Here is a 13,319-nt window from a genome sequence, read left to right as displayed (position 1 = left end):
GTGGCAGGTGCAGGGTTCGAACCTGCGTAGGCTGAGCCGTCTGATTTACAGTCAGATCCCTTTGGCCACTCGGGCAACCTGCCGGGGTGTTGCCGGGGCAACGACAAGCAAGACTATCGCAGCCGATTAGGGTGAGAGAAATCAGATCCCCGCGGCGCAACACCAGGAGCACTCATGGCCGACTCTTCCTTCGACATCGTCAACAAGATCGACCGCCAGGAGGTCGACAACGCGCTCAACCAGGCGGCCAAGGAGATCGCGACCCGGTACGACTTCAAGAACACCGGCGCAGCGATCGAGTGGAGCGGTGAGTTCGGCATCGAGATCAAGGCCAACGCCGACGAGCGGGCCCTGGCGATCCTCGACGTCTTCAAGGACAAGCTGATCAAGCGCGGCATCTCGCTCAAGACCCTCGAGGAGGGTGAGCCCCGCCAGTCCGGCAAGGAGGTCCGCCTGACCTCGACGATCACCGAGGGCATCAGCCAGGAGCAGGCCAAGAAGGTCTCCAAGCTGATCCGCGACGAAGGCCCCAAGGGCGTCAAGGTCCAGATCCAGGGCGACGAGCTCCGGGTCAGCAGCAAGAAGCGCGACGACCTGCAGGAGGTCATCGCGCTGGTCAAGGGCGCCGACCTCGACTTCGCCGTGCAGTTCGTCAACTACCGCTAGGGCAGGTTGGACAGCAGGAGGTCGGGCCAGGCGCTCAGGGCGACCAGGCCGGCGGTGCCGACCAGCACGGCGGCCTTGGAGATGCGGATCGAGACCGGCGGCGACGGGCTCCGGTACGGGTCGTCGACCGCGGGCCGGTCGACGAGCACCGCGACGAACCGCAGGTAGTACGCGAGGCCGAGCATCACGTTGATCGCCATGACCACCGCGAGCCAGGTCTCGCCGGCCTCGATGGCGGGCCGGATGACGACGTACTTCGTGACCAGGCCGATCACCGCAGGGGGGAATCCGGCGAGGGTCAGCGCCGCCATCACGAGCGGCACACCGGTCGGCGGGTCCGTACGGGCGAGGCCCTTGAGCTCGCTGTAGTCCGTGCTGCCGCGCAGCCGGAGCACGACAGCGAGCGCGGCGAACGCGACGAGGTTGGCGAGCACGTAGACCGCGAGGTACTGCACGGCCGAGTCCTCCCCGAAGCGGGTGAACACGGCGGCCGGCACGATCAGGAAGCCGGCCTGCGCGATCGACGACCAGGCCAGCATCCCGATCGCGTTGGTCTGCCTCAGCGCGCCCAGGTTGCCGACCGTCATGGTCACCGCGGCGACGACCGCAAGGAGCGCAGACGTGGTGTCGAATGCCTCGGGCAGGGCGATCGCCAGGAGGGTGAAGACGGCACCGAGCGAAGCGGCCTTGGACACCGACGACAGGAAGCCCGCCACCATGATCGGTGCGCCGAGGTACGTGTCGGGGATCCAGACATGGAACGGCACCGCCCCGAGCTTGAACAGCAGCCCGATGATCGTCAGCACGACCGCGACGGCGACGACGCCCTCCGGCATGTCCGTGTCGCGCAGCCCTTCGTCGATGCCTTCATAGGCGAGGGTCCCGGCGATGCCGTAGAGCAACGAGATGCCCATCAGCGTGACCGCGGTCGACACCACCGAGGCGAGGAAGAATGTCCACGCCGACCGGATGGCCCGGCGATCGCCCTGCCGCAGCCCGACGAGGGCGATCGACGGCAGCGACAACAGCTCGAGCGCGACGACGAGCGTGACCAGGTCGCGCGCGGCGACCATCATCAGGGCGCCGGCAGCGGCGGCGAGCAGCAGGAAGTGATACTCCCCCGGCGGCATCGCGTTCTCGAAGTTCATGACGTTCGACGCCACCACGACGACGAGCGTGCCGCCGAGGATGATCAGCGACAGCGCGAACATCAGCTCGCCCATGGGGAGCAGGACGATGTCGTCGTGGAGGCGGAACAGCTCGAATCCGGCCCAGACCAGCGCGATGCCGGCCGGCAGACCGGAGCCCAGCCACGTACGGCGGTGGTAGAACGCATCGACGAGCAACGCGACCAGCGCACCGATCGAGATGATGACGGCCGGGCCGACGACGGCCCAGTCCACGGGGATGTTCACGGCGTCACCGCCCCCACAGCGACCGGCTGGAAGTCGTACAGGCCGACGATCAAGCCCGGCGCCAGCCCGAGCACGACGATCGACGCGACCAAGGCGAAGCCGACGACCGACTCACGCAGGTCGAGGTCGCGGTCGACGTCCTGCGCGACCGGCTCACCCTGGGCGAGCAGGCGGATCGCGCGGACGAAGTACGCCGTGGTGAGCGCGACACCGAGCACCGCGAAGCCGAGGACCGTCCACGCGTACGGCTTGCTCAGCACGTCACCGACCTCGTACGCCGCGCGCAGCGACAGCAGCTCGCCCCAGAATCCGGCGAGTCCGGGCAGGCCGAGGCTGGCGACCGCGGCGAACACGAACGCCACCGCGAGCCACGGCGTACGGGCGTAGAGCCCGCGCCCGATGACCCGCATCGAGGCAGTGCCGAAACGGTCCTTGAGGGAGCCGGACAGGAAGAACAGCAGTCCTGTGACCAGGCCGTGTGCCACCGAGCCGAACACCGCGGCGGCGATGCCGATGTCGGTCATGGTCGAAATCGCAAGGGCGACGAAGCCCATGTGGCCGATGCTCGAGAAGGCGATCAGCCGCTTGAGGTCGTCCTGGGCGTAGCAGGCCAGCGCCGACCAGATGATGCCGACGACGCCGGCGCCGGCGACGTAAGGAGCGACGTCGGCGAACGACTCGCTGAGCAGCGTTGACGTGATGATCAGCCCGTACGTGCCGAGCTTGAGGAACACCGCAGCGAGCAGCACCGACCCCACCGTCGGCGCCTTGCTGTGCGCATCGGGCAGCCACGTATGCAACGGCACGAGCGGCGTCTTGACCGCGAAGCCGAGGACGATCAGGATCGCCGCTGCGAGGGGACCGCCGCCGATCTCGGTGAGCTGGAGCGATCGGCTGTCGCGGGCGACCAGCACGATCCCCACCAACAACAATGCCGACCCGGTGACCGTGAACAGCAGGAACCGGGTCGCCGCGCTCCGCGCGGTCACTTCCGCTGGAACGTTCTTGAAACCCGATCCGTCGTCGAGGTGACCCGACGAGCGGACTGTGGAACTCCCCCACCAGGCGATGACGAACCACATCGGGATCAACGCGAGCTCGAAGAACACGAAGAACAGCAGGAGGTCGAGCGACGCGAACACCCCGAGCGACGACGCGCTGATGATCAGCACGAGCCCGACCAGGGCCGGCGCGGTGTCGTCCGCAATGAGCCACACGCAGCACAGCACGCCGATGAACGCCGTCATGAGCAGGAACGGCCACGACAGGGCCGTCGCGCCGAGGTGCAGGCGGGCGCCGAGCGGGTCGATCCACGCGACGTCGACCTCGCCGGAGATCTTGTCCTTGCCCTCCCACACGAGCGCGAACAGCACGAGCGCGGCTGTCATAGCGACCGTGCCGAGCCATGCGGCCGTACGCCCGGCGACGAGCTTGCGCAGGAACAGCAGGGCGAGGCCGACGACGAACGGGATCGTGAGCGCAGCGGTGATCATGCCAACACCACCGCCGCTGCCGTGAAGACGATGACGCCAGCGGCGATGACCGTCGCATAGCGCTGGACGTTGCCGGACTGCACCAGGGCAAGGATCCGCGAAACCAGCTGAGCCGCCCCGGCCGAGCCCTGCGAGTAGGCATCGATGCCGTCACGGTCGACGTCGACGATCGCGCGGGCCGACGAACGCATCGTCGCCGGGATCCACAGCGCGTACGGGCGATCGAGCCAGAGCTCGGAGATCAGCCACGGTGCGGCGAGGTCGACATCGCGCCGGCGCTTCCAGGCCACCAGGACGACGGCGATACCCGCCGCCGCGACCACGGTGGACAGCACGCCGATGCCGAGGTGGAACGGCTGGCCGATCGACAGAGCGAACGTCGCCACCGCGAGCACGATGATCGGGCCGGTCATGGCGCGCGGCGCTTCGTGCGCCTCGGCCCGACCTTCTGGAGCCGGGACCAGGAAGGCCAGCAGCCAGAGCCTGGTGGCGTAGGCCGCGGTGATGAACGAGGTCAGCAGCGCGATGCCGAACACCAGGAGCGCGACACCGCCGGGCAACGGCCCGTCCTCGCGGCCGTGCTCGAGCGCGGCCAGCACCGAGTCCTTCGTGAAGAAGCCGACCGTCGGGACGACACCGGCAAGGGCGGCGAAGCCGATCGTCATGCTCCAGAACGTGACCGGCATACGCAGCCGCAGGCCGCCCATCGCGGACAGCGCGCTCGACCCGACGGCGTGCATGACGCAGCCGCAACCGAGGAACAGCAGGGCCTTGAACGCACCGTGCGACAGCAGGTGATCGCTGCCCGCATCAGCATCGCCGGCTGACAGGGCCGCGAACATGAACGCGAGCTGGCTGACCGTCGACCACGCGAGGGCCCGCTTGAGGTCGCTCTGCACGAGGGCGAACAGCGCCCCGAGGAGCATCGTGACCGCCGCGATGAGTGCGAGCAGCGTCATGACGAGCTCCGAGGCCACGAGGATCGGCAGCAGCCGGGCGACGAGGTAGACACCCGCGGCGACCATGGTGGCGGCGTGGATCAGCGCCGTGATGGGCGTCGGGCCGGGCATCGCGTCGGGCAGCCACGTGTGCAGCGGGAACTGCGCTGACTTGCCGACCACCGCGACGAGCAGCAGCAGGCCGATCGCCGTGGCGTTCTTGGGCTCCTGCGCCAGCACCTCGCTGATGCGATAGGTCCCGTACGTCTGACCGATCACCAGGATCCCGACGAGCAGGCCGAGGTCGGCGACCCTGGTCATGAGGAATGCCTTCGCGGCGCCGGAGCGGGCGATCGCGGTCTCCCACTCGTGGCCGATCAGCAGGTAGGAGCACAGCCCCATGACCTCCCACCCGATCAGCAGGACGAACAGGTCGTCGGCCGCGACGACCGCGAACATGCCGAGCAGGAACAGGATGATGACGAGGGCGTACGACCGGTAGCGCGGGTGATGGCCGAGGTATGCCGTCGAGTAGATCTGCACCAGCAGGCCGACCCCGGCCGCGAGCAGCAGGACCTGGGCGGCGAGGCGGTCGACGTGCGTGGCGAGCGAGATGCCGAGCAGGTCGTTGCCCTCGACCCAGACCTTCGTCGACGGGTCGCCGTCGAGGTGCGGGATGGCCCACACGGCGACCGCCACGGCGAGCGCGGCGGTCAGGACGACATACAGCCACCGTGATCTCACTCGGCACCGACCTCGTCGACGTCGACCGTACGCACGGCCCGGAACAGCGCGAGGACGATCGCCAGCCCGAGGCCGATCTCGGCCGCCGCGAGCGTGATCGTGAACAGCGTGAGGACCTGGCCGGTGTGGATCTGGTCCGCGAACCACGCGTCGAACGCGACCAGGTTGAGGTTGACCGCGTTGAGCATCAGCTCGACGCCGAGCAGCATCAGGACGGCGTTCCGCCGGGCGAGGACACCGTAGAGCCCGATGCCGAACAGCGCAGCGGAGAGCACGAGCGGATAGAGCAGCGGCATCAGCGTTCGGTTCCCGACCGGGAGATGACGATGGCACCGATGAGGGCGGCCAGCAGGACACCGCTGAGGATCTCGAACGGCAGGACCCAGTCGTTGAAGATCGCCTCGCCGAGCGAGCGGGCCGTGCCGATGCGGTTGCCCTCGATGCGCTCGCCGTGGAAGCCGCTGACGACGGTCGCACCGAGGCCGACCGCGGCGACGAGCCCCAGCACGGCAGCGGTCCACCGGTTGCCGGTGACCTCGGCAGAGATCGTCGACTGCTGGCGGGTCAGCATCAGCGCGAAGATCACGAGCACCACGACCGAGCCGACATAGACCAGGACCTGGACCCACGCGACGAACTCGGCGGTCATCAGCACGAAGCAGCCCGCGACGGCGCCGAGCGTCACGACGAGCCACAGGGCCGAGTGCACGAGCTGCTTGGTCGTCATCGCGAGCAGCGCCGACCCGACGGCGACGGCGGCGAACAGCAGGAAGATGATCTCGGTCGCGGTCACTCGGAGTCCTCCGGACTCTCACCGCGGTGGTCTGGTTGCGATTGCTTCGCTTCCCACGCGGCGAGCTCCTTGGACGGCTCGGCACCGGGGTCGAGCGCCTGCGGCGGCGGGACGGTCCACATCCACTCGCGCAGGCGGTTCATGTCGTGCGTCAGGTCGACGATGTCACCCTCGGCGTACGCGAACTCCGGCGACCAGTGCAATGCGTCGAACGGGCAGACCTCGATGCAGATGCTGCAGTACATGCAGAGCGAGTAGTCGATGTCGAACGTGTCGAGCACGTTCTGGCTGCGGTCGCGTCCGCCCTCGGTCGTCGCCGGGATCGTCTCCTTGTGCGAGTCGATCGTGATGCACCACGAGGGGCATTCACGGGCGCACAGCATGCAGGACGTGCAGTTCTCCTCCTGCAGCGCGATGACGCCACGGCTGCGGGCCGGCAGGTCGGGCTCGACGTCGGGGTAGTGCGCCGTGACGGACCGCCGGGTCAGGTTCTTGAGCGTGACCCTCAGGCCCTGCAGCAGGCCGTTTCCGAAGAGGCTCATGTTCACCACACCACCAGGAAGGTCGTCAGGGTGATCTGCGCCAGCGCGACGGGCACGAGGACCTTCCACGCCAGCGAGTTGACCTGGTCCTCGCGGAGCCGCGGGTACGCGACGCGGGCCCAGATGACGAGGAACGAGACCGCCATGACCTTGACCAGCGTCCAGAGCCAGCCGAGGTGGTCGGAGAACGGGCCGGCCCATCCGCCGAGGAACAGCACCGTGGTCAGCGCCGCGAGCACGACGATGCCGGCGTACTCGGCCAGCAGGAACATCGCGAAGCGCATGCCGCCGTACTCGGTCAGCGGACCCATGACGAGCTCGGCGTCGGCCAGCGGCGCGTCGAACGGCGGGCGCTGCAGCTCGGCGAGGCCCGCGACGAAGAACACGACGAGGCCGGGCAGCTGTGCGATCAGCCACCACGGCTCCCACTGCTCCGCGATGCCGACCAGCGACAGCGTGCCGGCCGCCATCGCGACGCTGGCGGCGGCGAGGACCATCGGCAGCTCGTACGACATGAGCTGCGCGGCGACGCGCATGCCGCCGATGTAGGAGTACTTGTTGCCGCTGCCGAGGCCGCCCATCAGGGTGCCCAGCACGCCGACGCTCATCGCGGCGAGCACGAAGAACAGGCCGAGGTCGAGGTCCTGGCCGATGAGGTTGGCCTGGCCGAAGAACGGGCCGAGCGGGATCGCGAGCATCGCCACGAGGTAGGGCACGAGGGCGACGGCGGGGGCGAGCTCGAAGACCTTGCGGTCGGCCGCGGCCGGCGTGATGCTCTCCTTCTGGACGAACTTGACGCCGTCGGCGACGAGCTGGGCCCAGCCGTGGAAGGCGCCGGCCTTCATGGGCCCGACCCGGCTCTGCATGTGCGCCATGGCCTTGTGCTCCATCTGGCCGACGACCAGCGGGAACACCATGAACACCGCGAGCACGACGAGGCAGCGCAGGACCGCGTCGATGACATCAGCCATCGGAGTCCCCTTCGGTCGCTGCGCTCCCTCCTGCTTGGCCGCGGGCGGCCTCGCTAGGGGGCGGTGGGGGCGGTGGGGGCGCCACCTTGCCCGGACCCCATTCCTCGGGGTCGGGTACGCCCGGCGGCTTGATCCGCCTGCGGCCCGGCGAGTGGGTCGACTCGGCGTCGCTCTCCCCCGGCTCCTTGGCGCCGGGCCACGGCTTGACGACACGCGACGCGAGCACGAACTCCTTGCGCAGCGGATGCCCCTCGAACCCGTCCGGCAGGAGCAAGGGATCGAGCTTCGCCGCTTGTCCTGAGCCTGCCGAAGGGAAGTCGATGCCGAACATCTCGTGGGTCTCGCGCTCGTGCCACGCCGCACCGGCGTAGACGTCGACGATCGACGCGACCGATGCCGAGTCACGGTCGACGTACGTCGCCAGGAGGAGGTGGTCAAGCGGCCTGACCCGGGCCACGTGCAGCACCAGCCGGAAACCCTCGGGGTGCTCGTCGACCGCGGAGAGCCAGTCGAAGTACGTGTAGCCGTCGCGCTTCAGCCCCGCGGCGGCGTCGTGCCACTCGGCTGCCTCCACGACGCGGTGCGGCGGGCCGAAGCCGTTGTCCTCCAGCGTCACTCCGGCGCCTCCATACGAGGGCTCAGCAGCGAGGTCGCCGGTCGGCGGTAGCGGTCGGCGAGGTTCTCGCCGGCGATCTTGTCCTGCAGCGTCACGATGCCGTTGAGCAGGGCCTCGGGTCGCGGCGGGCACCCCGGGACGTACACGTCGACGGGGATGATCTGGTCGACGCCCTTGGTGACGCAGTAGGAGTCCCAGTAGGGCCCCCCGGAGTTGGCGCAGGAGCCGAAGCTGATGACGTACTTGGGCTCGGGCATCTGGTCGTAGAGCCGCTTGATCGCCGGCGCCATCTTGTCCGTGACGGTCCCCGACACGACCATGAGGTCGGCCTGGCGGGGGCCGGGCGCGAACGGGATGACACCGAGGCGGATGAAGTCGTGCCGCGACATCGACGTCGCGATGAACTCGATCGCGCAACAGGCGAGGCCGAAGTTGAAGACCCAGAGGGAGTACTTGCGGCCCCAGTTGAGCAGGTAGCGCGCGGGCTTGGGGGCGTGCGCCGAGACCGCGCCGAGCGTCGGCGGGGCCAGGGTCGGCATCGGCAGGTCGACAGCTCCTACGACGTCCACGACAGCACCCCCTTGCGCCAGGCGTACACGAGACCCACCACGAGGATGCCGATGAAGATGCCCATCTCGACCGCTGCGGCGCGGCCGATCTCCTCGAGCACGACGGCCCACGGGAACAGGAAGACCGCGTCGACGGCGAAGATCACGTAGAGGAACGCATAGACGTAGTAGCGGACCGTCGACTGCGCCCAGCCGGCACCGACCGGGTCGACGCCCGACTCGTACGTCAGCAGCTTCTCGCGCGCCGCGACTCGCGGGCGCATCAGCCGGTTGACGCCGAGCATCCCGGTCGCGAGCACGACGCCGGCCACGATGATGACTCCCACCGCGGTGTAGTCGTCGAGGTAGGCGCCCATGGAGACACTCTAGGGAAGATCCGTGCTCGTTGGTGCGCTTGGCGCGACCGGGCCGCGCCTCGGCCGAGTGATCTTCGCCGAACCCTCCGCCGATTCGCTGGTTCCTCAGTATGCTCGTGGCCTTTGCAGAGGGAGAGGGTCCGATCCACATGTCGTCGAAGATGAACCGCGGGGTACGCGGCTGGGCACTCGTACTCGCGATGAACCTCGTTGCGCGGTCCCTCATGATCGTCGCGACAGTCGCGGTCCTCGCCGTGACGTGGTACTTCGGGGTCTGGTTCTTGTTGGCCGGGGCCGTCGCCTGGGGCGTCCTGATGTTGATGTCGCCGACGACTCCCGAGGGACTTGCCCTGCGGGCGGACGACGAGCCTGAGCTGGTCGCGCTGGTGCAGCGACTCGCCTCTCAGCACGGGATGACCGCTCCGCTGCTGCTGCGCATGGGACCCGGCAACGACGCGAGCCTGAGCGTTCGCCGTCTCCGCGGGCGGATCGTGTACGTCCTGGAGCTCGGCCGGCCCATGCTCGCGTTCATGACCGTCGAGGAGCTCAGCGCGGTGATCGTCCACGAGCTCGCCCATTCCGACCACTTGGCCACACCCTTGGACCGGGCTCTGGCCGGCGCGCGCAACGGACTGGAGGGCGCGTGGCGGGTCCCCTTCTTGACCGGCCTGCTGCTTGCTGCCACCCGGCCCTTCACTCTCGAGCACGAGTACGACGCGGACGCTGCCGCGGCTGCGGCACTCGGCCCGAGCGCCGTCGTCTCGTCACTTCGCCGCACCTCCCAGATCGACGAGCTGTTCGACACCGTGGTGGATCACTGGTGCGGCGTGCTCGTCGACGAGGGTCGTTATCCGCAGGACCTCTTCAGTGCGGCCGGGCTGGCCATCTCTGATCCGGAGGTGATCGCGTGGATCGACGCCAACTTCGCGCGCGAGATCGACAATGGCGAGGACGATTACCCCTCCATCCAGGGCCGCATGGAACGGTTGCTTCCCGGCGGCCCACATTCCCGGATCGAGGGTTCGCCGGTGGGGCTCCGCAACCCGGATCGTCTGTCGGCGTGGAGCCTGTCGACGGTGTTCGGCCTCGACGACAAGGACAACGAGCTCACACCGGGCCTCGTACTGGACGGACCAGCAGGACGCTTCGACCCCGATGCCGAGCAGGCCCATGCCGCACTCCGGGAGGCCACCGGTGAGCAACGCATCCACGCCGCGCTTCACAGCTCCGCCGACCAGATCGAGGCGGGAACCTGGCGGCTGCTCGCCGACCGGCTCGAGCCGGAGATCACCGATCTCGTCGACGCCGAGCGGGAAGCCGCTCGCTCCGGCGTGCTCGTGAGCTGTGTCGGGACCGCGCTGATGGTGCCGTTGGCCGGTGCCGGATGGACACGCGGCAACCGATGGCTCCCGCACATCCTGGTGTCCCCGGACGGGGAACGCATCGACGTGCTCGACGTGGTCGATGCTGCCGCACGAACCGGCGACGCGACCAGACTGCGCCCCCTGACGGATGCTGCGGCGCTCGACGGTGTGGCATGAGGTCGACCACCGCCCCCGTTCGCGTGGCAGTCGGTCTGGCGATCATGGCAGCAGTTGTGTGCGCCACGGTCGGCCAGCTTCGCCTCGGTGACTATCAGTCCAAGCTCGACGCGGCGACCGGATCGGCCAGCGGCCGGGTCGTCGAGACCGGACTCGGCGAATATGACGACGTCCGGGTGAGGTGGGCAGATGGCGAGGGCCGGGCCCACGTCTCGAGGTTCTCGGTCTACGACGACTACCGCAAGGGTGCAGCATTCGAGGTCGCCTACGACCCCCAGCATCCCGAGGGTCGCGCGTTCCCTGCCAACCCCGAAGAGACCTCCGCTTCGGACGACCTGTGGGTGTCGGCGTACGCCCCGCTCCTGCTTCCCGCCATCGTCCTGCTGTGGTGGGCAGTCCGTCTGGTCCGGATCCGCGCTGCCCGCCGCCACGCCTCGTCGTACGTCGGCGTCGAGGTGTTCAGCTCGCTGCCCCACGGGGTCGACCTCGCGGCCGAGCCGCTTCGGCGCATGTGGGTACGGACCGGCGATGGGGATGCACGGCACGTGCAACGCGTCATGTGGCATCCCGCGCTCGAGGACGTGCCACGAACGCTGTCTGCTCATGTCTCGCGGGGTGCGAGCTCGGCGCTGGTGACGTTCGATGACGGTACGAGGCTCACGCCCGTGGGCCGCCTCCGGAAGTCGCTGCCACGCGACGCAGTGCCGTACGTCGACGTACGGGAGTCGACCAGCGATCTGGTGGTCGGCGGGTCGGGGGCATTCGCCGATCCTTGGATCCGGGTCCTCGGGGTGATGGCGGCCATCGGCGCTGGCGCGGGCGCAGTGCCGGGGCTTGCAGAGGGCAACCGGACACTGCTGTGGATGGGTGCCCTCCTCGGCGCTGCGGCGGCCGTCAACTTCTGGGCGCTGCAGGGGGCCCGGCGCTGACGCGCAGCTCACAACCCCTCTCAGTATTCGAACAGGTGTTCGACAATGTCACTGCGTTCTTGTAATGTTGGGGTCAGCGTCGACCACGGTGGTCGGGTTTTCACTTACACGCATTCGCGTCTTCAAACCTGCTGCGCCAGCATCTTTGAGGACGTCTTGTGTCTGTTGCTCCTGTCGTGTCGCTCCCGCACCCGTTGGTGTGCGGTGTCGCGGCGATCAAGGACGCCCTGGACCAGATGCCGGTGGCCGCCTGGGATGGGCTGGAGCCGGCGACGATCGCGCAGTTGAGCCAGGAGCTCCTGCGGGTCGAAGCCAGGGTCAAGGCGCAGCAGGTGGCGGCGGCTCGGGCCTTGGACGCCTCGGGGTTGGCCAAGTCCCGGGGTGCGTCGTCGACCGGTGCGATGCTGGCGGGGTCGTTCGGTGGTGACAAGCGGGCCGGCGACCAGATGGTCGCGATGGGCAAAGCGCTCGAAGCGGCGTCGCGGACCGAGGACGCGTTGGCTCGCGGTGAGATCGGCCCGTCGCAGGCGGCGATCATCGCCAACGCCGTGGCCGACCTGCCCGAGGACACCACCGAGGCGCAGCGGGAGGCGTGCGAGGACACCCTGATCGGTGACGCCGGCCGGTTCTCGTTGAAGGACCTGCGCAGCCGGTCCAAGCGGATCACCGACCAGTTCAAACCCGCACCCGAGGTCGACCAGGACGAGAACCACTCGTTGGAGCGCCAGGAGAAGGACGCCTGGCGGCGCTCGGAGTTCTGGATGGCCAACGACGGCGACGGCACCTGCCGTGGCGGGTTCCGCATCCCCGAAGCCCAGGGCGAACAGCTGATGGCCGCGATCCAGGCGATCTGCGCACCCAAACGCGACCACCTGCACGAAGGCACCCCAGCGGCGGAGTCGTACTACGACAAGGACCTCGAATACCGGCACCGCCTCGGCATGGGATTCGCCGAGCTGTGCAACCACCTGCCCGGCGACAAGCTCCCCGGCAAAGGCGGACTCGGCGCCACCCTGATCGTCCGGCTCGACCACGACACCCTGATCCACGGCCTCAAGGCCGCCACCCTGTCCACCGGCACCCGCATCTCGGCCTCCCAGGCCAGGCTGATGGCCTGCAACGCAGGCATCATCCCCCAAGTCTTCGGCGGCAAGTCCCTCCCGCTGGACCACGGCCACGAGCAACGCGTGTTCACCAAAGCGCAAAAGCAAGCACTCGAAGCCCGCGACGGCGGCTGCACCTTTCCCGGATGCGACAAGCCACCCGAGCAATGCGAAGCCCACCACTGGCGGATGAGATGGGCCGACGGATCCGACACCAGACTCGACGACGGCGTCCTGATCTGCCCCTTCCACCACCGCACCATCCACGACAACACTGGCCACGAAGGATGGGCCATCCGGATGTCACCCACCGACGGCCACCCCGAATACCGCAGACCCGGATCCGACACCTGGAAACGCAACCACCGCTGGCGACCCTGAGCCTTCGACGAGCTCAGGGACCTACAGGGGCGGCACCTGTCTGCCCTCCTCCGACCGGGCCGCAACGCGGACCCACGGCCAGGTCAGCAGGGCCCACACGATCGCGACGATCGCGATCTCGAGGACGACGTACAGCGGCCACGGGCCGAGGTAGTCCAGCAGGGACGAGCTCTTCGGCAGACGGTTGAGGTAGCCGTAGTTGGTGTCGGCGATGACGTTGAAGACGTACACGCTGACGGCCCAGACCAGCGTGATCGCGACG

The 13,319-nt window shown here is 68.6% G+C and carries 14 protein-coding genes, 1 tRNA gene and 1 pseudogene; 4 read left to right on the top strand and 12 right to left on the bottom strand.

Annotated features, from left to right (window positions below; all coding sequences use genetic code 11):
* Nucleotide 1 precedes the first annotated feature (1 nt).
* Nucleotides 2-83: transfer RNA gene (locus V6M46_RS07105), tRNA-Tyr, on the bottom strand.
* 91 nt (nucleotides 84-174) lie between these two features.
* On the opposite strand from V6M46_RS07105, the gene V6M46_RS07100 reads away from it, so the two are divergent.
* Nucleotides 175-666 (top strand): YajQ family cyclic di-GMP-binding protein, encoded by a 492-nt coding sequence (locus tag V6M46_RS07100; RefSeq protein WP_332663281.1) that lies wholly within the window; start codon nucleotides 175-177, stop codon nucleotides 664-666.
* Here the strand turns inward: V6M46_RS07100 and V6M46_RS07095 are convergent.
* From V6M46_RS07095 to V6M46_RS07050, 10 genes and pseudogenes are all read right to left on the bottom strand, one after another.
* Entirely contained in the window at nucleotides 663-2,081 is a 1,419-nt protein-coding gene (locus V6M46_RS07095) for an NADH-quinone oxidoreductase subunit N (RefSeq protein WP_332663280.1), read from the bottom strand. The genes V6M46_RS07100 and V6M46_RS07095 overlap by 4 nt on opposite strands.
* Nucleotides 2,078-3,574 (bottom strand): complex I subunit 4 family protein, encoded by a 1,497-nt coding sequence (locus V6M46_RS07090; RefSeq protein WP_332663278.1) that lies wholly within the window; start codon nucleotides 3,572-3,574, stop codon nucleotides 2,078-2,080. The genes V6M46_RS07095 and V6M46_RS07090 overlap by 4 nt, the downstream gene beginning before the upstream one ends.
* Nucleotides 3,571-5,256: an NADH-quinone oxidoreductase subunit 5 family protein gene (locus tag V6M46_RS07085; RefSeq protein ID WP_332663276.1), complete on the bottom strand. Its 1,686-nt coding sequence runs from the start codon at nucleotides 5,254-5,256 to the stop codon at nucleotides 3,571-3,573. The genes V6M46_RS07090 and V6M46_RS07085 overlap by 4 nt, the downstream gene beginning before the upstream one ends.
* Nucleotides 5,253-5,552: an NADH-quinone oxidoreductase subunit NuoK gene (gene nuoK / locus V6M46_RS07080; RefSeq protein WP_442880466.1), complete on the bottom strand. Its 300-nt coding sequence runs from the start codon at nucleotides 5,550-5,552 to the stop codon at nucleotides 5,253-5,255. Before nuoK ends, V6M46_RS07085 begins: the two co-directional genes overlap by 4 nt.
* The gene (locus V6M46_RS07075; protein WP_332663275.1) at nucleotides 5,552-6,049 is read right to left on the bottom strand and encodes an NADH-quinone oxidoreductase subunit J family protein; all 498 of its coding nucleotides are present in this window, start codon (nucleotides 6,047-6,049) and stop codon (nucleotides 5,552-5,554) included. The genes nuoK and V6M46_RS07075 overlap by 1 nt, the downstream gene beginning before the upstream one ends.
* A gap of 191 nt (nucleotides 6,050-6,240) precedes the next feature.
* Nucleotides 6,241-6,465: pseudogene (locus tag V6M46_RS07070) on the bottom strand (4Fe-4S binding protein); the annotation flags it as partial.
* A 128-nt stretch (nucleotides 6,466-6,593) separates the two neighbouring features.
* Complete coding sequence (locus V6M46_RS07065; protein ID WP_332663274.1) at nucleotides 6,594-7,562, bottom strand: complex I subunit 1/NuoH family protein; 969 nt, start codon at nucleotides 7,560-7,562, stop codon at nucleotides 6,594-6,596.
* Nucleotides 7,555-8,178 carry an NADH-quinone oxidoreductase subunit C gene (locus tag V6M46_RS07060; RefSeq protein WP_332663272.1) on the bottom strand — a complete coding sequence of 208 codons (624 nt, stop codon included), beginning with the start codon at nucleotides 8,176-8,178 and terminating at the stop codon, nucleotides 7,555-7,557. The genes V6M46_RS07065 and V6M46_RS07060 overlap by 8 nt, the downstream gene beginning before the upstream one ends.
* Nucleotides 8,175-8,747: an NADH-quinone oxidoreductase subunit B gene (locus tag V6M46_RS07055; protein WP_332663270.1), complete on the bottom strand. Its 573-nt coding sequence runs from the start codon at nucleotides 8,745-8,747 to the stop codon at nucleotides 8,175-8,177. Before V6M46_RS07055 ends, V6M46_RS07060 begins: the two co-directional genes overlap by 4 nt.
* Entirely contained in the window at nucleotides 8,735-9,103 is a 369-nt protein-coding gene (locus V6M46_RS07050; RefSeq protein WP_332663268.1) for an NADH-quinone oxidoreductase subunit A, read from the bottom strand. Before V6M46_RS07050 ends, V6M46_RS07055 begins: the two co-directional genes overlap by 13 nt.
* A 149-nt stretch (nucleotides 9,104-9,252) precedes the next feature.
* On the opposite strand from V6M46_RS07050, the gene V6M46_RS07045 reads away from it, so the two are divergent.
* The 3 genes from V6M46_RS07045 to V6M46_RS07035 all read left to right on the top strand — a co-directional run bounded on the left by V6M46_RS07045 (nucleotide 9,253) and on the right by V6M46_RS07035 (nucleotide 13,057).
* Complete coding sequence (locus tag V6M46_RS07045) at nucleotides 9,253-10,644, top strand: hypothetical protein (RefSeq protein ID WP_332663266.1); 1,392 nt, start codon at nucleotides 9,253-9,255, stop codon at nucleotides 10,642-10,644.
* Nucleotides 10,641-11,573 (top strand): DUF3592 domain-containing protein, encoded by a 933-nt coding sequence (locus tag V6M46_RS07040; protein ID WP_332663265.1) that lies wholly within the window; start codon nucleotides 10,641-10,643, stop codon nucleotides 11,571-11,573. Before V6M46_RS07045 ends, V6M46_RS07040 begins: the two co-directional genes overlap by 4 nt.
* A gap of 158 nt (nucleotides 11,574-11,731) precedes the next feature.
* A complete protein-coding gene (locus tag V6M46_RS07035; RefSeq protein WP_332663263.1) occupies nucleotides 11,732-13,057 on the top strand; it encodes an HNH endonuclease signature motif containing protein in 1,326 nt (441 codons plus the stop codon).
* A 21-nt stretch (nucleotides 13,058-13,078) separates the two neighbouring features.
* Here V6M46_RS07035 and V6M46_RS07030 read toward each other — a convergent pair.
* Nucleotides 13,079-13,319: TMEM164 family acyltransferase (locus V6M46_RS07030; RefSeq protein WP_332663261.1), on the bottom strand; the 241-nt coding region annotated here is incomplete at its 5' end.

The organism is Aeromicrobium sp. (assembly GCF_036676885.1).
GTDB lineage: Bacteria > Actinomycetota > Actinomycetes > Propionibacteriales > Nocardioidaceae > Aeromicrobium.
This window is presented reverse-complemented; position numbering and strand designations above follow the sequence as displayed.